Here is a 19,239-nt window from a genome sequence, read left to right as displayed (position 1 = left end):
AGGGTTATTCAAGTCCTAGTTGTTTTGTTGGTGTAATTTAATAAATCAAAAATTTTATAAACTATGAAAAAACTATTTTTTATTTTAATATTTTCTTCCCTTTCAGTCAATATGAAAGCTCAATCAATTAAAATTATTAACAAAACATACAACTCTAATAGATGTATTACAAGCTATGGTGTAGAAGTTAATTCAACCGACAATTCTTTATATTTAAAAGTTAATAACAATAAAATACCCTTAGTCTTTAATAGTAATAAAGCTATAGTAAAAATAAAAGATGTATCAGAAAACATTGAGATAAAATTGATAAAAGATATCATTACCGATATATGGATTTTTCCTGTAACTAATCCAATCACTCTTATGTCCATTAATGAATATAAATGTCTTAATGATTTTGACTTAGATAATATTCCTAATAATATAGATAATTGTCCTAATAACTCAAATGAAAATCAAAGCGATATCGATAATGATGGTTTAGGTGATTCTTGTGATTCAAAAGACAACAGAGATTCAGATAAAGATGGAGTTCAGAACTGGCAAGACAAATGTCCAAATCAAGTAGGTCCTTCTTCCAATAACGGTTGTCCTTTTGCTGATTTAATTATTGATAAAAAAAATTCAACGACATATTCAACAGGTGAGTCTGGAACTACAAAAACACTAGATACCAACACATCACATAGTATATATATGGGGGATAATCTACAAATTAATTTAAAAATCATTAATGTTGGTGATACAAATTCTGGCTATACTAAAGTCGGATTTTACTTATCCACTACCAACAATATAGATAACGCTAAAGAAATAAGAGAAATTGACTTGGAAAATTTAAATCAAAATGATTCTCAAACAAAATTTATTAACTTTACACATTCAGACCTCATAAATGCTTGGGGAAGCGATCAAGTATTCCTTCACATAAAAATTGATAATGATAATAATGTAAATGAAGGCACTAGTGGGGAACAAAACAATACTTTTTCTAGAAGCTTATTTATTAAAAATTCAGTTAGGAGGCAATCTAAATTTCCATCTATTATAACTATTCATAATTCAAATGGAATTAAGATTGAAGAAACTACCATTAATAATAAAACTGAAGAAATTAAATTCCTCAAAGAATTACCTAAAGGTCTATACTTTATTGACCAAAATGGTAAAAAAAGTAAAATATACAAAGAAGATTAAAAACACTTAAATAAAAAGAGCTCGCTTTTAAAAGCGAGCTCTTTTTATTTAACAAAAGTTTACAAACTTCTTAAAACATTTTTAAGACTGCTTGGTAGTTTATTTGTGATATGAGAAAATTGTTACTTGTTCTTTTTACCATAACTACCTGTGCTATAACTGCTCAAAACACTCCTAAAATTATTACGGGTACTGTGTTTATAGATAGTATTGCTACCCAAGATGTACATATTATTAATAAAAAACTAACGCTTGGTGCTGTTTCTAATGAAAACGGACGTTTTGAAATTTTAGCTTCTGAAAACAACGTTTTACTTATTTCTCATCTTAACTTAGAGTATAAAGAGGTTACCCTTACCAAAGAGCATATTAAAGCTAAAAATATTGTAATTTTTGTTGATAGTAAAACGCACATGTTAGATGAGGTTGTGCTTGAAAAGCAAAGAAGTATTTTAGAAATTGATCCCGACATTCTTAACAACGCCCCTGTTGTAAATGCTAAAACCTTAAAACTACCTTATGCCAATGTTATACAACCAAAAGATGAAAAAACAGTAAAGGTAGAATCGGGCTTAGCTATTAGTGTAACGGGACTTATAAATTCACTTAACGGAACAAACAAACGAAAAAAACAATTAAAAAAGATTACTGTTGAAGATAGAAATATTGAAAAAATTAGAAAACACTTTACAGATGGCTTTTTTATACGTCAACTAAAAATAAAGAAAGAAAACATCAATCAATTTTTACAAGCCTGTATTTCTAAAGGAATTATAAACCTGTATAATAAAGACAAGGTTTTAGAACTTACGGCTGTTTTAATTGAAAATAGTAAATCCTCCCCTTACCTACTAGAAAATGAAAATATAAGAGTTACCAAAAAATAATTGCATGATTAAACAACTACCCATCACACTTTTACTACTAATTACTTTAGGAGCTACGGCTCAACAAAAACGAAAATTCGTTTACGGAACTTTAAATGATGAACTTGGTGCTATACCCAACGCTCATATTATCAACCTAAATACCCAACAAGGTACATTTAGTACCGACTTTGGTAAATTTAGAATTTTAGCAAAACCTAACGATACTTTACAAATATCTTTTGTAGGATACGAAACCCAAAAAATTAAGCTTACCCATATTCATTTTGGAATACAAGAAAATAAGATTACCCTAGTTAAAGTTCCTTTTGAATTGGATGAAGTGGAAGTAAAAAAACACAACTTAATAGGTTCACTTGCCATAGATACTAAACAAACACCTAAAGATATTGGTATGGAAAAAGCTAAAAAAGCTATTGATTTTTCTATGATTAATTTTCAAGACCCTATTATTATGCCTATTGATGAGATTGATAAAATGGGGGTTCCTAATATGAGAAAGGTAACTGACCCTACTGCTAAATTTGCTGGTGTTGGAGGCGCAATTAGTTTAGGGAAAGATAATTATTCTGAACAACTAAAAAGAACCCGAAAAACAATACAGTTTAAAGAGAATTTTCCTAAAATGCTCCTCTCAGCATTTGGAGAGTCTTTCTTTTTTAAAGAGCTTAACATACCTAAAGACAAGTATCTTCATTTTTTAGAGTATTGCAATCCACTAGGTATAGAAAAACTATATAAAGAACAACAGCTTTTAAAAGTCATTGCTATCTTGCAACAAGAAAGTAAGAGTTATTTAAAAGCAATTAATAACTAAACACATGAAAAATATACTCCCTTCAATTATTTGTCTGTTTTTTATAATAAAAGCTACAGCGCAAGAAAGTAGAAAATTCTTTTACGCTACCATACAAGATGAAGTAAGTACTGTTCCTAACGCACATGTAATAAACCTTAACACTAAACAAGGAACTTTTACTAATAATAATGGTGAGTTTAGGATTTTAGCCAAAATAAATGATACTTTACAAATTTCGTTTGTGGGCTATGAAACTAAAAACTTTGTAGTAGATGTCAATCACTTCGGAATACAAGAAAATAATATCCTACTAAAAAAAGTACCTATTGAGCTAGATGAAGTTGAAGTAAAAAAGCATAATTTACTTGGGTATATTTCTTCTGATTCAAAACATATAAAATCTGAAAAAGTAATAAATGCTGAAACATTAAACCTACCCTTTGCCGGTTCTAGAATACTTACCCCTGCTGAAAGAAGGCTACATACTGCTACAACAAGTTATGGAGGAATAATACCTGTAGACCTATTGTTAAATTGGATGTCTGGAAGATTAAAAAAATTAAAAAAACTTAAGGCTATTGAAGACAAAGAAAAAAGAATAGAAAACATACGTAGTAATTACTACATACTCATTCAACACGAACTAAACATACTAAAAGAAGATATTGACAGGTTTATTTATTTTGCTGAATCTGCCGATGACTTCAATACTCTTTATTTAAATAATGAAGTAGCAATGATTACATTTTTACAAAAGAAATCAGACGAATTTAAAAAACTTAACCCTAAAAAATACAATTAAAACCTCTTCCCTATTTCGTTGTTATTGGTTACGCTTTCTTAAAATATTTCGTACCTTTAGGTGTATACTAATCTAACCTAATAAAGTACCATGAAGAAAGTTCTAATAGCCTTATTATTTTTATCACAATTCGTATTCTCTCAAGAAGAACGAAAAACACTTTTTGGAATTGTTTATGATGAAAATGGTGTGCTAGAAAATGCTCATATTGTTAACTTTTCAACAAACCAAGCCACGTTTTCTAACGAGAATGGAGAATACAGACTTTTTGCTAGACCTACAGATTCTATTAGATATAGTAGTATAGGTTATAAAACCATTTATGAAAAACTAACCAAAGCCGACTTTAATACCTACAGAAAAAGAACTACTCTTGAAAAACAAGATTATGAACTAGATGAAGTTTTACTAAGAAACAACGAATTATCAGGTGAACTTGCCAAAGACCTTAGAAAGGTAAAGCGTGATAAAAACTTAGAAATAGCAAGTAAAGCTACCGACTTTTCAAATGTTAATTACAGTAATTACCATTCAGACGATTATATAAGTAAACACGTAAAACCTAATGTTGTAAATGTTGACCCTACAAAAGCTTTTGAAGGAATGGGTACTACCAACACATTTCCTGTAAAAAACTCAGAAAAACTAATAAAACTTCGTAAAGAATTAGCTTTTAAAGAAAATATGCCTGCTAAATTACTTAATGAATTAGGAGAAGACTTCTTTTTTGTTGAACTTAAAATTCCTATTGATAAATATTATCACTTTTTAGAATATTGTAATCCGTTAGGAATAGAAAAACTATATCAAAACCGTGAAGTGTTAAAAGTTATTAAAATATTTAGAAAAGAACATACAGGATACCTCAAACTTATTGGAAAAGATTAATTTGGCGCAATAATTGACCTTTATTAACCATGAAAAAACTTTTTGTTCTCTTATTAGTCCTTCCCTTACTATCATTCACTCTGCATAAATACTATGTTGCGTTAACTGAAATTGAATACAGAGAAGATACTCAAAGCGTACAAATGATTATGAATGTTTTTATGGATGATATTGAGCTCGCTATAAATAAAGATTACAATACCAACCTACAAATTGCCACTAAAAACGAATTACCGTCTATTAATGAATACTATTACAAATACTTAAAAACTCATTTTAAAGTTATTATTAACAATGAAGAAAAAAACTACAAGTTTATAGGTAAGGAATACGATGGTAATATTGTTTACTTTTATTTAGAGATAGAAAATGTTTCATTGCCAAAATCAATAAAAATAGAAAACAATGTTTTAGTTGAGCATTTCCCTGATCAACAAAACCTTATTAAAGCAACTGTTAAAAAGGAGCGCAAAAGTTTGTTTTTATCAAGCAATAATGATAAAGGTTTGTTAAATTTTTAATAAAGCTTCTTTTTTAGTAATAAGATTTCATTAACTTTCCGCTTATTTATTCAAAAACTAACAAGCATATAATGAGAAAATATTCTACGCTATTATTTTCAGCGCTCTTTGTATCAGCTTCTTTATTTGCCCAAGAAGCACCTAAAAAAGAACGTCAACAAGGTCATACCGACCAAAACAAATTTCGACAATTAAAAGATGTATTAGCTACTCCTAACGATCAACGTACAGCATCAGGAGCCCCTGGTCATGCATACACACAACAAAAAGTTGATTATGTAATGAACTTACGCTTAGATGAAGCTACAGATAGATTGTACGGAGATGAAGATATTACTTACCATAACAACTCTAAAGATCATTTAGAGTATTTATGGTTACAGTTAGATCAAAATATGCGAGCTCCTGATTCTAAATCTCCCTTGGCAGAATCTAATGCAGCAAGAAGTTTTCAAACTCCTGATAAATTTGTGAGTGACAATATGGATAAACCAAAAGCATTTGGTTTTAATATTGAAGCCGTAAAATATGCTGATGGTAGAGATTTATCTCATACTATTAACCGCACGATGATGCGTATTAACTTACCTAAACCATTAGCTCCTGGTGAGGTTTTTAAATTCAAAATTAAGTGGAACTACTTAATTAACAACTCTGTTGAAGACGGTGGTCGTTCTGGTTTTGAATCTTTTCCTGACGGAAATAAAAACTATACTATTGCTCAATTTTTCCCAAGATTATGTGTGTACAACAATGTTGAAGGGTGGCAAAACATGCAATTTTGGGGGCGTAGTGAATGGGCTTTAGAATTTGGTGATTACGATGTAAAAATTACTGTTCCTGCCGATCATATTTTAGAGGCTACTGGTGAACTACAAAACGAAAAAGAGGTATTAAGTAGAGAACAACGTAAACGTCTTGAAAAAGCTAGAAAATCTTTTAAAGACCCAGTGTTTATTGTTACTCAAAAAGAAGCTGAAGAAAACGAAAAGCAAGGAACTACTAAAACTAAAACTTGGCACTTTAAGGCAAATAAAGTACGTGATTTTGCTTTTGCTTCATCAAGAAAATATATTTGGGATGCTATGGCTGTAGATATTAATGGTAAAACCGTTATGGCATTATCTTTATACCCAAAAGAAGGAAATCCGCTATGGGAAGAGCACTCTACTCGTGTTGTTGCTAATACATTAGAAGAGTATTCTAAAATGACTTTTGATTATCCATATTCTAAAGCAGTATCAGTACACGCTAAGCGTCAAGGAATGGAGTATCCTATGATTTGTTTTAACTACGGACGCCCAAATCCTGATGGAACCTATTCTGATAGAGTTAAAAACGGAATGATTGGAGTAATTACTCATGAAGTTGGTCATAACTTCTTCCCTATGATTGTAAACTCTGACGAGCGTCAGTGGACTTGGATGGATGAAGGCTTAAATTCATTTGTTGAAATTTTAGCTGAATTAGACTACGATCCAAACTTTAACACTGGTAACTTACCTAAAGATATTGTACGTTACATGAGTTTAGATCAAGATAGGTTAAGCCCTATCATGTCTCAAGGTGATTATGTACATAATTTCGGGCCTAATGCTTATACAAAACCAGCTGCTGGTTTATACATGTTGCGTCAAACAATTATGGGACCTGAGTTATTTGACTATGCTTTTAGAACATACTCTAAAAGATGGATGTTTAAGCACCCTACCCCTGCCGATTTCTTTAGAACAATGGAGGATGCTTCTGGTATGGACTTAGACTGGTTTTGGAGAGGTTGGTTCTACACCACTGATTATACTGATATTGGAATTAAAGAGGTTAAGCCTTTATATTTAACCAATAAGCCAAATGAAGAAAGTAAGAAGTTACAACAGCAATATCCTTCTTATTTTGCGCAATTAGGTAAGTTAGTTTACTTAACTACTAAAAAAGAAGATGCTGATAAATCTGAAATAGAAGCATATATTAATAGCTTACCATCAGACAAGAAAGCTAATTTAAAAAATATACCTAATTATATTTATCAAGTTGAGTTTGAAAAACCAGGTGGTTTAGTAATGCCTATTATTGTGGAATTAACGTATGCAGATGGTTCTAAAAAACGCCAAACTTTCCCTGCTCAAATTTGGAAAAAAAATGAGCATAAAGTAAAAAGAGTATTTACATCTACTCAAGAAATTAAAAGTATTGTTGTAGATCCTGATTTAGAAACTGCCGATATTGATACTTCAAATAACAGTTGGCCTAAACAAACAACAAATAAGTTTGATGCTTTTAAAAAGAAAGCTAAAAACTAATATAGTTTTATTTAAACCTAACAAAAAAGCAGCCTATGGGCTGCTTTTTTATTGCTGTTATTTTAACTATTTGCTAAATAACTTATTTACTTCTTCATATGTAAGTAATTTAGAAACTGTCATAATATCTGGATCTCTACTTACATACTGTTGAATTTGTAACATTACTACTCCATCAACTTTAGTATATTTTAACCAGATTACATCTCCATTTGCTTTAATTTTATAAGGATCTCTAGGGTTTTCTTCAAAGCCTTTTACAATTATTTGATGTAATTTTTCTACATCATTATCTAAGTTTTTAAATGAAAAATGAACATATTCATGAATAGGATCATTTATATTCTTATAGTAAAAGTTGTAAGCTTTATCTCCTATTTTCTCTAAATAAACGTACTCTATTTTTCCTACTATTTCTGTTTTAGTAGTTTCAATAAATTCAATCTGAGAATACGAGGCTACAGAAAATAAAAGACCTGCTAATAAAAAAAGTTTTTTCATGAAATTTAAGGGTTTAAGTTTTATATTACTTTTTAAAAATTTTTTAAATATAACTAAAACAACAACGCTTTTTATTTATAAAAAGTATTTTCTCTTTTTATTTACATATTATCTTATTATGTTCTTATAACATTTTTTTTAGAAATAAACTAACTTACTGTAAATCAAAAATAGAATAGAAGAAATAGCTTTCTTGTTAAATTATTTTTATTTTGCAACTACTATTAATTTTCCTCTAACTCTTCAAAAAAATTATGTTAAAGCAAATTTTATTTCTCTTCTTAGTAATTTTTAATTGTATTCTTTCTTTTTCTCAAGAAATAGAGAAGTATAACGAAAGTGACTTGATAAAAATTAAAAAAAAGTTCTATTTAAATAAAGAAATTGGTGTTGATAGTTCTTTATACTTTATGAACAAGCTTCTACTAAGTAATAATACTGCTTATAAAACTTTTGGATATGCTGCTATAGAATATTTAAAAGTAAGAGAAAAACAATCTATAAACACTTCTTTTAAAGATAGTATTAATAAATATCTTCCTAAAATAGTAAGAGTAAATAAAAATTTTCCTTTACTGTTTGATATTCATATTCTCTTAGGCAACTCTAATAAAAGAAGAAAGTTAATTAAACCAGCTTTACAAAATTATATTACAGCCGAAAATTACGCTTTGTTAGCCAAAGATATTGAGCGAATTATTAAAATAAAAGGGAACATCGCACTTATTTATCAAGACATGGGAGAGCTTGATAAAGCTCTTAATAAAGCAAAAGAAACTCTTGACCTTATAGAAGCTAATAAAGAATCCCTTTCAAACAAGTATTATAGTAGCAAATATAAAAGAATGTTTAATGTTGCTGCTATTTACGCTACTTTATATAAAAAAAATAGAGAAAAACAGCAGTATGCAGACTCTTCTTTACATTACTATAATTTGATACTAAAAACAAAAGAGTTTAATCTTAATAGCTATTATACCGGCAAAGTTTATTATGGAAAAGGGACTATTTATACTTTAAAAAAAGAATACTCTAAAGCTAGTTCTTTTCTTGAAAAAAGTTTAGCGTTATTCGAAAAAAGCAAGTCACAGTCTTATTTATACAAAGGATACTACAACAATGGTCTAAACTATTATAATTTAAATAAATTCGAAAAGGCTAAACATAACTTTTTAACTGCTCTTAAAATAAAAAAAGACACCATTTTAGATGATAATTATATAAAAATGAATGGATACCTTTCACAAATTTATACTTATCAAAATAAAGTAGACTCTGCCAATTATTATTTAAACACATATGTAAATAATCATTCAAAAGTTTCATTAAGAGATAAAAAACAGTTTAAAGAAGCAATTAAAGTTGATTTTGATAAAAAAATTAAAAAGTTAAAAGAGGATAGTAACAAAAAGAATTTTTATTATGAAATTATAGTTATAGGATTAATATCTACAGTAATAGTTATCTCTTTTTTAGTATTTAAAAACGCTAAAGAAAAAAAGAAAGCAAAGAAAAAGTTAAGTGAACTATTAAATAAAATTTCAAAAAAAGAAGACCTAACTGAAAAACCCTTTTCTTTACCTAATCCATTAAAAATAAAAGACGAACAACATCAACAAATTATTAGTGGCTTATTAAAAATAGAGGAAAAAAAGTACTTTTTAAAAGAAGAGTATAGTTTATATAATGCAGCTAAAAAAATAGGAACCAATACTACTTACCTATCAAAAATCATTAAAGATTATAAAAAAATGAGCTTTAATGATTATACGAATGAGTTACGTATTAATTACATTATTGGAATATTGAGTAATGATAAGAAAGTGAGGTCTTATACAACACAAGCTATTGGAGAAATTGCTGGATATAAAAATGCGAAGTCTTTTACTCGAATTTTTAAAAAATATATAGGTATAACTCCTTATCAATTTATAGAGAAAATTAATAAGGAGTTATAATGTTTTTTGTAATTATTTTAAACCTTAAAATTATTTTTACGATCGTAGCATTTATCTTTTTCTGCACTTGGTGGTAAAACAAAACAGTCTTCTTCTCCATCTGTATCTGGTCCGCCAAAATCTATTTTTTCATAATTCGCCTTAACTGGATCTCCTGCTAATATCTTTGTTTTTTCCTCTAATGTTAATTTATACTTTGCTAACATCTCAATAGATAAACATTTCATAAGTTTTAATTTTTAAGTTATATGTAAAGTTAATTTTTTAATCTATTGTTTTTGTTTTTATCAAACTCACCAAAAAACAAAACACACAAAACACTACAAAACAACAACTTAAATCCAAAATAATAATGTCATTATTTTTAAATAGTACCTCCTGTTTTCATAAATAGTACCTGTTTTTACTTCTTTTGTAACTAACAATGTTTAATATTTGTTATAAATCAAGCTTGTTTTAATGCGTCCCCCGAAAAGCATTTAATAGAGTAGGGATAACTCGAATTAATTAATCATGTTAAAATCAATTTCTAAATTAGGAAACGTTCTGAATAAATCAGAACAAAGAACTATTAATGGTGGACAAATTGTTTGCCCTAGAGGAACTTATTTAAAATGTAATTGGATAAGATGTTGGTGTGAACCAGAATATGTTGAAGAATTACCTGTAGACTTTGACCACTAAAAATTATCAATAACCAAAACTAATTAATTATGAAAACAAAAGCTTTAAACTTAGGTACTGTTATTAATAAAACAGCACAAAAACAAATTTTAGGAGGTGAATCTCCTATGAGGTGCCCAGGAGATGGAGTATTAGTATGCAAAGGTGAAAAACCTCACACCAATTGTTGGTGTTATTATAAAGCATACGAAGTACTTAGACCTGAGTAACAAATTAATAATTATGAAAACAAAAATTTTAAATTTAGGTACTATTATTAATAAAGCAGCGCAAAAACAAATTTTAGGAGGTACACCTGCAAAATGTCCTGGAGATGGAGTATTGAAATGTAGAGGAAAAGAGCCTTATATTATGTGTTGGTGTGAATATGATAAGAAGAATTTTTTTGAACCTAACTATTAGTAATTAATTTAAAATATAATTATGAAAACAAAAATTTCAAACTTAGGTACTGTTATCAATAAAACAGCGCAAAAACAAATTTTAGGAGGTACACCTATAAAATGTCCTGGAGATGGAGTATGGACATGTAGAGGAAAAGAGCCTTATATTATATTTTGGTGTGTATATGATAAACACTATGACCGTGAACCTAACTTTTAAGTAACAAAGCAATGTATATTCATGAAGTTTCTTAAGTAAAACTCTACTTAAAAAACAGCCAATAGAACTATATTGGCTGTTTGTTTAGTTTTTCTAATATTATAAAAGTTTCTTAGCTTTTTTAACTTTTTGCTTGGTAAGTGCTATATCAATTACCTCACTCATGTCGGTTACATAATGAAATGTTAACCCTTTTAAGTAGCTCTCTTTTATTTCTTCTATATCCTTTTTATTATCAGCACACAAAATAATTTCTTTAATATTTGCTCGTTTTGCTGCTAATATTTTTTCTTTAATTCCACCAACTGGAAGTACCTTTCCGCGTAGCGTAATCTCTCCAGTCATGGCTAATTTATTTTTCACCTTACGCTGTGTAAATACAGAAACTAAAGAAGTTAACATCGTAATACCTGCACTTGGACCATCTTTAGGGGTAGCTCCTTCAGGCACGTGAATGTGTACATCATATTTATCTAATACTTCAGGATTAATTCCAAATTCTTCAGCATTAGATTTTATATATTTCATTGCTATTGTTGAAGACTCTTTCATTACAGTACCTAAATTACCGGTAATTGAAAGATTTCCTTTTCCTTTAGAAATAATAGATTCTATAAATAAAATATCTCCTCCAACGCTTGTCCAAGCTAACCCAGTAACAACACCTGCAACATCGTTATTCTCGTACTTATCACGTTCTAAACGTGCAGGTCCTAAAATAGTTTCTATATCTTCATTTGTCAAAACAACATTGTACTCCTCTTCCATCGCAATAGACTTTGCGGCAAAGCGAACTACTTTTGCTACTTGTTTTTCTAAACCACGGACTCCAGACTCTCTAGTATATCCTTCAACTATTTTCTCTATCTGCTTTTTACCTACTGTTAAATGTTCTTTTGATAATCCGTGCTCTTTTAATTGCTTTGGGAACAAGTATTTTTTAGCTATTTCTACCTTCTCTTCAATAGTATACCCTGTTACGTTAATAATTTCCATACGATCACGTAATGCCCATGGAATTTGATTAATGTTATTAGCTGTTGCTATAAATAATACTTTAGAAAGATCATATCCTACTTCTAAATAATTATCATAAAAAGCTGTGTTTTGTTCTGGGTCTAATACTTCTAACATTGCTGAAGAAGGATCTCCTTGATGACTTTGACTTAACTTATCTATTTCATCTAACACAAATACAGGATTTGAAGTTCCTGCCTTTTTAATATTTTGGATTAAACGACCAGGCATTGCTCCAATATAGGTTTTACGGTGTCCTCTAATTTCAGCTTCATCACGTAAACCTCCTAAAGACATACGTACGTACTTGCGTCCTAATGCTTCAGCTACCGATTTACCTAACGATGTTTTACCTACTCCTGGAGGTCCGTATAAACAAATAATTGGCGATTTCATATCACCACGTAATTTTAAAACCGCTAAATGCTCTAAAATACGCTCTTTAACTTTCTCTAACCCAAAATGATCTCTATCTAAAATTTTTTGAGCTCTTTTTAAATCAAATTTATCTTTTGAATACTCGCCCCAAGGTAACTCTAACATTAACTCTAAGTAGTTACGCTGTACACCATATTCTGCCATTTGAGGGTTCATACGTCTTAAACGCCCTAACTCTTTCTCAAAAGTTTCTCCAACCTCTTTATTCCATTTTTTAGACTTAGCCTTAGTACGCATTTCATCTAGCTCTTGCTCGTGAGAAACACCTCCTAATTCATCTTGAATGGTTTTTAATTGTTGATTTAAATAGTATTCACGTTGTTGTTTATCTAAGTCAGAACGTGTTTTAGATTGAATATCGTTACGTAATTGTAACTTTTGAAGCTCTTTATCTAAATTCTTTAACGTTAATAATGCACGTTCTTTTAAATTGTCTTTCTCAAGTAATACCTGCTTTTGCGATACACTTAATTCCATGTTTGACGAAATAAAATTCACCAAAAATGAATTGGATTGAATATTTTTTATCGCAAAAGATGCTTCTGAAGGTAGCATAGGGTTTTCTTTAATTACCTCTAATGCTAAGTCTTTAATCGAATCGATAATTGCATCAAACTCTTTTTGATCATCAATTTCTCGCTCATCTACAGCTTCTTTTACTCTTGCTTTTAAGTAAGGGGCTTCTTGCGTAATTTCCTCTATTTCAAAACGCTTTTTACCTTGGATAATTACAGTTGTATTACCATCAGGCATTTTTAATACACGTAAAATTTGTGCCACTACACCTGTTTGATAAATATCATCAATTCCTGGATCTTCAACTTCACTATCTTTTTGTGCTACAACACCTACAACTTTATCTCCCTTGTTGGCATCTTTAATTAACTGAATAGACTTATCTCTACCTGCCGTAATTGGAATTACAACTCCTGGAAATAACACTGTATTACGTAGAGGAAGAATTGGTAATTCTTCAGGAATACTTTCTTGATTTATTAACTCTTCATCTTCTGGTGTTAATAATGGAATTAACTCTGAATCCTCATTAAAAACATCTTGAAGCGACAAATTGTCTAAATGTAATATTTTTGATTTACTCATATCTTATTTATTCTGTCATAGTGGCACTTATCACTCTTTTATTGAAAAAAAACCACTTTTTAAAAACCTTAACCTACTGATAAACAAAAGAATAAACTAAAACTCTTATCTATCTCGTTATCTATATTTCAATTCTTATGCCAACGAAAGCTATAAATAATTTAATTTGTAACTTATTTGGTTCTAAATCGTCTTACTAACATCTTATTTCAACATAAAACTAACCAAAAATGAAATTTAACATTTTAACTCTATCATTACTTTTATTACTAATTAACTGTACCTCAAAAACAAACTCTTCTGAGTTTATTGAAAAAGCAGCAGGACGCTATTATTTTAATGCTGATGAAATTATAGAAGTTACTTTTAATAATGACAATAAATTACTTATAAAATGGCGTAATCAAAACTTAGAACCTTTAAAAGTGAATGATTCTTCTTTTTACGTTGGAGAGTTAAATGAAAAACTAATTTTTAATACTTCTAAGAATATGATAGGGTTAGCTGAAAAGCGTGAGCATGAAGGTGAAAAGTATGTCTTTAAAAAACTAAAAAAAGGAGAAAAAACTCCCAGCGAACATTTAGCAGAAGGTAACTTTGAAGCTGCTTTAAAAGGTTACAAAGCTATAAAAGAAAAAGACAGTTTAAATCCTGTAATCAGAGAACGAAATATAAATAGGTTAGGATATCAATATCTTAGAAAAGATGAGTTTGAAAATGCCCTTAATGTTTTTAAAATTAATATTGAATTGTATCCTAACAGCTCAAATACTTATGATAGTACCGCTGATGCTTATACCAGAATGAAAGATACAGCGAACGCTATTGAATACTATAAAAAAGCTTTAACCATTAACCCTGAAAATAGAAGTTCTAAACGTGCTTTAGAAAAACTTACTTTAAAGAAAGAGGAATAAATAATCTTGAAAGTTTTTTAAAGTAAAATTAACATCGCTATACCTATAAAAACTACAATTTGCGCCCATTTTAAATATATCCCCACCTTTTTGTGCTGTTTAATGTAATTAGAAATTTTTCCTGCCAAAATAGCAATGGAAGAAAATATTAAAAACGAGGTTAGTATAAACAAACCTCCTAACACATAAAACTGAAGTACGTTTGACAAGCTGTCAGAAAACAAAAACTGCGGGAAGAATGCCAAAAAGAAAATTGTAACCTTCGGGTTTAATACATTCATCCAAAAACCTGTTTTGAATAACTGCATTGTTGATTTTTTCTGAACATTCTCAGTAGAAAAGGCAATTTTAGCATCACTTTTATATACTTGAAATGCTAAATACAGTAAATATCCTGCTCCAAATAGCTTGATGATAAAAAACAAATTCGGATTCTGTTTGATGATTTCAGATACGCCAAAAGCTACCAAAGTTGTATGAATGATACATCCTGTCATTAAACCAGCAACTGTAGCCAATCCATATTTTTTACCATTGACAATACTTTGTGTTAAGACAAAAACATTATCAGGTCCTGGTGAAATCGCTAAAGTAGCCGTGGCTAATACAAAAGATATGAGGGTTTCTAGCATTTAAATAAGTTATTTGATCTTTAATTCATCAAATGTTGGATAAGTAATTAGTTTACCAAAATTAATCTTAAAAAAATCTAATTCATACAGTCTTCCTCTTTTATCCACGGACAATTCAATATCAACTAACACATTATCACTGTCGAGATACTCAGCTTTAAAAATACTTTCAAATCTTTTAGATTCATTTTTTAAATCAAAAGAAATACTTCCCATTTCTCCGTCATTTAAATCTTTTACTAAATTTGGCACTTCTTTTTTATCGTTAATTATTGATATAATCAACTCTTTTTCTTTGTTCTCAATTTTTCTCATAATTAACTTTCAGCTAAAATAGCCTTATTGATTCTTTTTACCAAACTAGGTCCTTCGTAAATAAATCCTGTATAAATTTGTACCAAATCTGCACCTGCTTTTAGCTTTTCTAAAGCATCTTTTTCAGAATGGATACCTCCTACTCCTATAATTGGAAACGCTCTATTAGAGTTATCCGTTAAGTATTGAATTACTTTGGTACTTCTATCTTTAACCGGTTGTCCGCTTACACCCCCATTACCTATTTCTTGTAAACGTTCTTTAGAAGCTTTTAAATTATCTCTATTTACTGAGGTATTTGATGCTATTACTCCATCAATTTTAGTTTCAGCAACTAACTCAATAATTTCATCTAATTGTTGGTTGTTTAAGTCTGGAGCTATTTTTAATAAGATTGGTTTTTGTTGTGCTTCTGCATTATTCAATTTTTGAACTTCAGTAATCAATTCTTTTAAATAATCAGCATCTTCTAATTTTGCATGGCTAGATACATTCGGGCAGCTTACATTCAATACAAAATAATCTACATACGGGTGTAACCCTTTAAAACACGCTACATAGTCTTCCGTATAATTTTCAGGGGCTGTATTCGTGTTCTTACCAATGTTTCCTCCAATAATTATTTTTCCTTTGTTCTTTTTTAATTGCTCAATTGCTGCTTCTAAACCTTCATTATTAAAACCCATTCGGTTGATAATTCCTTTATCATCTTTTAAACGGAATAAACGTTTTTTCGGGTTTCCTTCTTGACCTTTTGGTGTAACCGTACCAATTTCAACAAAACCAAAACCAAAATTAGCCAACTCATTATACAGTACTGCATTTTTATCAAATCCTGCTGCTAACCCTACAGGATTTTTAAACGTTAATCCGAATAAATTACGTTCTAACTTTTTATCGTTTACTTGATACATTCCTCTAAAAATAGAAGACATTCCTGGTATTTTAGATAGAAACTTTACGAGTGAAAATGTAAAGTGGTGAATCTTTTCAGGATCAAAAAGGAAAAAAATTGGGCGAATCAGTAATTTATACATTAGTTTATTTTAAGTATTGTTCTTTATTAAATATAAAAAAAGCTCCAAAATGGAGCTTCTGAATTATCGTAATACAGCATCTAAATTCTTTTCGAATGTTTGCTGTAGTTTCTGCATTATTTTGTCTATTTGCTTATCTGCTAATGTTTTGTTTTCATCTTGTAATACAAAGCTTACTGCATACGACTTTTTACCTTCTGGTAATTTGTCTCCTTCATACACATCAAACAAATCCACTTCTTTTAAAAGCTTTCTTTCTGATTGAAATGCTAAGTTATAAATTTCTTTGAATTCAACTTTATTATCCAATAACAATGCTAAATCACGCTTTACAGCTGGAAACTTAGGTAAATCGGCTACTTTTATTTTTTTCTTGCCTACTAAATCTAAAATATTCTGCCAGTTAAAGTCTGCAAATAAAACCTCTTGCTTTATTGAAAACTCTTTTAAAATCGCTCTTTTAACAACTCCTAACTCTACTAACTTAGTTTTTCCTAAACTTAACGTAATTCCTTCAGAAAACACATCTGATTTTGTTGGAGTGGTTTTTAATTTATCAATTCCTAAACGACTTAATAAAGCTGTTACAATCCCTTTAACATAAAAGAAATCTGATGTCTGTGTAGCTATCTTCCAGCTATCTTGTGTTCTATTACCAGTAACAAATAATGTTAAATGCTTGTCTTCTTGGTATCCGCTTTCATATTTATGATACGTCTTACCAAACTCGTAAAACTTTAATGAATTGTTCTTTCTGTTAATATTGTACGCTACAGATTCTAAACCACTAAATAGTAACGATTGACGCATTACTTTTAAGTCGTTACTTAACGGATTCAACATTTCAACGTTAAAACCAGCGTTTAAGTTCTCAGATAACTCAATATAATCTGCCTTTGTTAACGAATTTGCCATGGTTTCATTAAACCCTAACGATGTTAACTGGTCAGCAACAATATTCTCTATTTTAACTTCTTTATCACTATCAAAAGAAATAGACGTATTTAATTTATGAGAAAATTCTACATTATTATATCCATAAACACGTAAGATTTCCTCTATAATATCTGCTTCCCGTTGTACATCTACACGATACGATGGTACTACCAATCCTAAACCAGCTTCAGTAACACTATTAATTTTAATATCTAATGAAGCTAAAATCTTTTTAATCGTTTCCTTAGGTATTTCTTGACCTATTAATTTATACGCATTTTCAAACGATAAAAACACTTCAAAATCTTCCACCTTTACAGGATAAAAATCTAAAATATCAGAAGACATTTTTCCTCCTGCATATTCTTCAATTAATAAAGCAGCACGTTTTAAAGCATATTTTGTTGTGTTGATGTCAATACCTCTTTCAAAACGGAAAGAAGCGTCTGTATTTAACCCGTGACGTTTTGCAGTTTTACGAACAGACACAGGGTTAAAATAAGCACTTTCTAAGAAAATAGAAGTTGTATGCTCTGTAACTCCTGATTGTGCTCCTCCAAATACACCTCCAATACATAATGGATTATCATCTGCATCACAAATCATAATATCCTCAGATGACAACTCTCTTTCTACATCATCTAACGTAGTAAACTTAGTACCTTCTTCTAAAGTTTTCACTACTACTTTGCCTCCTCTAATTTTAGAGGCATCAAAAGCGTGTAGTGGTTGTCCTAACTCATGCAATACATAGTTAGTAATATCTACAATATTATTTTTTGGAGTTAACCCAATTGCTTTTAATCTGTTTTGAATCCATTCTGGTGATTCTTTTACTTCAACATCAGTAATGGTTATACCACAATAGCGAGGTGCTAAATCTTTATCTTCAATTTCAATATCAATTTTATGAGTACGCTCATCAACATGAAAATCAGAAACAGAAGGAGATATTAACTCAATATTAGTTCCTTGCTGAATTAATCCAGCTCTTAAATCGCGTGCAACACCGTAATGACTCATGGCATCTGCTCGGTTTGGTGTTAACCCAATTTCAAAAACATAGTCTGTCTCAATGTTAAAGACCTCCGAACAAGGAGTACCTGGAGCTAAATTCTCGTCTAACACCATAATACCATCATGACTTTGTCCTAAACCTAATTCGTCTTCGGCACAAATCATTCCGTGACTCTCTTCTCCTCTTATCTTTCCTTTTTTAATTTTAAAGCCTTCTCCTTTTTCATCATACAACATGGTACCAACAGTAGCCACAGGAACTTTTTGTCCTGCCGCGACATTTGGTGCTCCACATACAATTTGTACAGGGGTACCATTTCCTAAATCAACAGTAGTAACCTTTAACTTATCTGCATTAGCGTGCTTTTCACAAGTTAAAACTTCTCCTACAACTACCCCTTTTAGGCTTCCTTTAATACTCTCTACAGTTTCTATTCCTTCAACTTCAAGACCTAAATCAGTTAATAACTCACCTGTTTTCTCTGCCTCCCAGTCTGTCTGTAAAAATTGTTGTAACCAATTGTATGATATCTTCATAATCAATCTCTAATTTTAGCGTGCAAATTTACGCAAAATAAAGGAAAAACTATAAACTAGTTATCTACAAAAGATATACTATTGATTATTAACCTTTTGATAACATCAAAAAATTATATTTTTTATTGATTTGCAAGAGGTTAACAAAA

At 29.8% G+C, this 19,239-nt stretch carries 19 protein-coding genes; 12 read left to right on the top strand and 7 right to left on the bottom strand.

The window, feature by feature from the left end; all coding sequences use genetic code 11:
• Window positions 1–111: 111 nt before the first annotated feature.
• The 7 genes from ABHQ57_RS08815 (at window position 112) to ABHQ57_RS08785 (ending at window position 7,397) form a co-directional block, all read left to right on the top strand.
• Entirely contained in the window at window positions 112–1,200 is a 1,089-nt protein-coding gene (locus ABHQ57_RS08815; RefSeq protein ID WP_389863352.1) for a thrombospondin type 3 repeat-containing protein, read from the top strand.
• A gap of 110 nt (window positions 1,201–1,310) precedes the next feature.
• Window positions 1,311–2,087, top strand: a complete 777-nt coding sequence (locus ABHQ57_RS08810; RefSeq protein WP_389863349.1) for a carboxypeptidase-like regulatory domain-containing protein — start codon at window positions 1,311–1,313, stop codon at window positions 2,085–2,087.
• 4 nt (window positions 2,088–2,091) lie between these two features.
• Window positions 2,092–2,904, top strand: a complete 813-nt coding sequence (locus ABHQ57_RS08805; protein WP_167713910.1) for a carboxypeptidase-like regulatory domain-containing protein — start codon at window positions 2,092–2,094, stop codon at window positions 2,902–2,904.
• 4 nt (window positions 2,905–2,908) lie between these two features.
• On the top strand, window positions 2,909–3,688 hold the full coding sequence (locus ABHQ57_RS08800; protein ID WP_389863346.1) for a carboxypeptidase-like regulatory domain-containing protein: 780 nt from the start codon (window positions 2,909–2,911) through the stop codon (window positions 3,686–3,688).
• A 90-nt stretch (window positions 3,689–3,778) separates the two neighbouring features.
• Window positions 3,779–4,576 (top strand): carboxypeptidase-like regulatory domain-containing protein, encoded by a 798-nt coding sequence (locus tag ABHQ57_RS08795; protein WP_389863344.1) that lies wholly within the window; start codon window positions 3,779–3,781, stop codon window positions 4,574–4,576.
• A gap of 29 nt (window positions 4,577–4,605) precedes the next feature.
• The gene (locus ABHQ57_RS08790; protein ID WP_047789562.1) at window positions 4,606–5,097 is read left to right on the top strand and encodes a DUF6702 family protein; all 492 of its coding nucleotides are present in this window, start codon (window positions 4,606–4,608) and stop codon (window positions 5,095–5,097) included.
• 71 nt (window positions 5,098–5,168) lie between these two features.
• Entirely contained in the window at window positions 5,169–7,397 is a 2,229-nt protein-coding gene (locus tag ABHQ57_RS08785; protein ID WP_253680327.1) for a M1 family metallopeptidase, read from the top strand.
• A gap of 66 nt (window positions 7,398–7,463) precedes the next feature.
• Here the strand turns inward: ABHQ57_RS08785 and ABHQ57_RS08780 are convergent, their stop codons facing one another.
• On the bottom strand, window positions 7,464–7,898 hold the full coding sequence (locus tag ABHQ57_RS08780) for a hypothetical protein (RefSeq protein WP_047789560.1): 435 nt from the start codon (window positions 7,896–7,898) through the stop codon (window positions 7,464–7,466).
• Between the two features lie 254 nt (window positions 7,899–8,152).
• Here ABHQ57_RS08780 and ABHQ57_RS08775 point away from each other — a divergent pair, with 254 nt between their 5' ends.
• Entirely contained in the window at window positions 8,153–9,856 is a 1,704-nt protein-coding gene (locus ABHQ57_RS08775) for a helix-turn-helix domain-containing protein (protein WP_047789559.1), read from the top strand.
• 17 nt (window positions 9,857–9,873) lie between these two features.
• On the opposite strand, the gene ABHQ57_RS08770 is transcribed toward ABHQ57_RS08775, so the two are convergent.
• Entirely contained in the window at window positions 9,874–10,083 is a 210-nt protein-coding gene (locus ABHQ57_RS08770) for a hypothetical protein (protein WP_073182855.1), read from the bottom strand.
• A 486-nt stretch (window positions 10,084–10,569) separates the two neighbouring features.
• Between ABHQ57_RS08770 and ABHQ57_RS08765 the strand changes: the two genes are divergently transcribed.
• Genes ABHQ57_RS08765 through ABHQ57_RS08755 form a run of 3 tightly spaced genes read left to right on the top strand, consistent with a single transcriptional unit; the run spans window position 10,570 to window position 11,143 of the window.
• Window positions 10,570–10,749, top strand: coding sequence for a hypothetical protein (locus tag ABHQ57_RS08765; protein WP_389863340.1), 180 nt, complete (start codon window positions 10,570–10,572; stop codon window positions 10,747–10,749).
• A 13-nt stretch (window positions 10,750–10,762) separates the two neighbouring features.
• On the top strand, window positions 10,763–10,942 hold the full coding sequence (locus ABHQ57_RS08760) for a hypothetical protein (RefSeq protein ID WP_073182860.1): 180 nt from the start codon (window positions 10,763–10,765) through the stop codon (window positions 10,940–10,942).
• Window positions 10,943–10,963: 21 nt separating this feature from the next.
• The gene (locus tag ABHQ57_RS08755) at window positions 10,964–11,143 is read left to right on the top strand and encodes a hypothetical protein (RefSeq protein WP_389863336.1); all 180 of its coding nucleotides are present in this window, start codon (window positions 10,964–10,966) and stop codon (window positions 11,141–11,143) included.
• A gap of 99 nt (window positions 11,144–11,242) precedes the next feature.
• Here ABHQ57_RS08755 and lon read toward each other — a convergent pair whose 3' ends face one another.
• Complete coding sequence (lon, locus tag ABHQ57_RS08750) at window positions 11,243–13,699, bottom strand: endopeptidase La (protein WP_047789554.1); 2,457 nt, start codon at window positions 13,697–13,699, stop codon at window positions 11,243–11,245.
• 230 nt (window positions 13,700–13,929) lie between these two features.
• Between lon and ABHQ57_RS08745 the strand changes: the two genes are divergently transcribed.
• Window positions 13,930–14,616 (top strand): M48 family metallopeptidase, encoded by a 687-nt coding sequence (locus ABHQ57_RS08745; protein ID WP_167713916.1) that lies wholly within the window; start codon window positions 13,930–13,932, stop codon window positions 14,614–14,616.
• Window positions 14,617–14,633: 17 nt separating this feature from the next.
• Here the strand turns inward: ABHQ57_RS08745 and ABHQ57_RS08740 are convergent, their stop codons facing one another.
• From ABHQ57_RS08740 to pheT, 4 genes are all read right to left on the bottom strand, one after another.
• On the bottom strand, window positions 14,634–15,248 hold the full coding sequence (locus tag ABHQ57_RS08740) for a LysE family translocator (RefSeq protein WP_159616714.1): 615 nt from the start codon (window positions 15,246–15,248) through the stop codon (window positions 14,634–14,636).
• A 9-nt stretch (window positions 15,249–15,257) separates the two neighbouring features.
• The gene (locus ABHQ57_RS08735) at window positions 15,258–15,563 is read right to left on the bottom strand and encodes a DUF6984 family protein (protein WP_167713918.1); all 306 of its coding nucleotides are present in this window, start codon (window positions 15,561–15,563) and stop codon (window positions 15,258–15,260) included.
• A gap of 2 nt (window positions 15,564–15,565) precedes the next feature.
• Entirely contained in the window at window positions 15,566–16,600 is a 1,035-nt protein-coding gene (locus tag ABHQ57_RS08730) for a quinone-dependent dihydroorotate dehydrogenase (protein ID WP_167713919.1), read from the bottom strand.
• Window positions 16,601–16,663: 63 nt separating this feature from the next.
• On the bottom strand, window positions 16,664–19,090 hold the full coding sequence (pheT, locus tag ABHQ57_RS08725) for a phenylalanine--tRNA ligase subunit beta (RefSeq protein ID WP_167713920.1): 2,427 nt from the start codon (window positions 19,088–19,090) through the stop codon (window positions 16,664–16,666).
• Window positions 19,091–19,239 lie beyond the last annotated feature (149 nt).

This window comes from Tenacibaculum sp. ZH5_bin.1 (assembly GCF_042865525.1).
Lineage (GTDB): Bacteria > Bacteroidota > Bacteroidia > Flavobacteriales > Flavobacteriaceae > Polaribacter > Polaribacter mesophilus.
The sequence above is the reverse complement of the archived record's forward strand: the minus strand, read 5'-3'. Positions and strand labels throughout refer to the sequence as shown.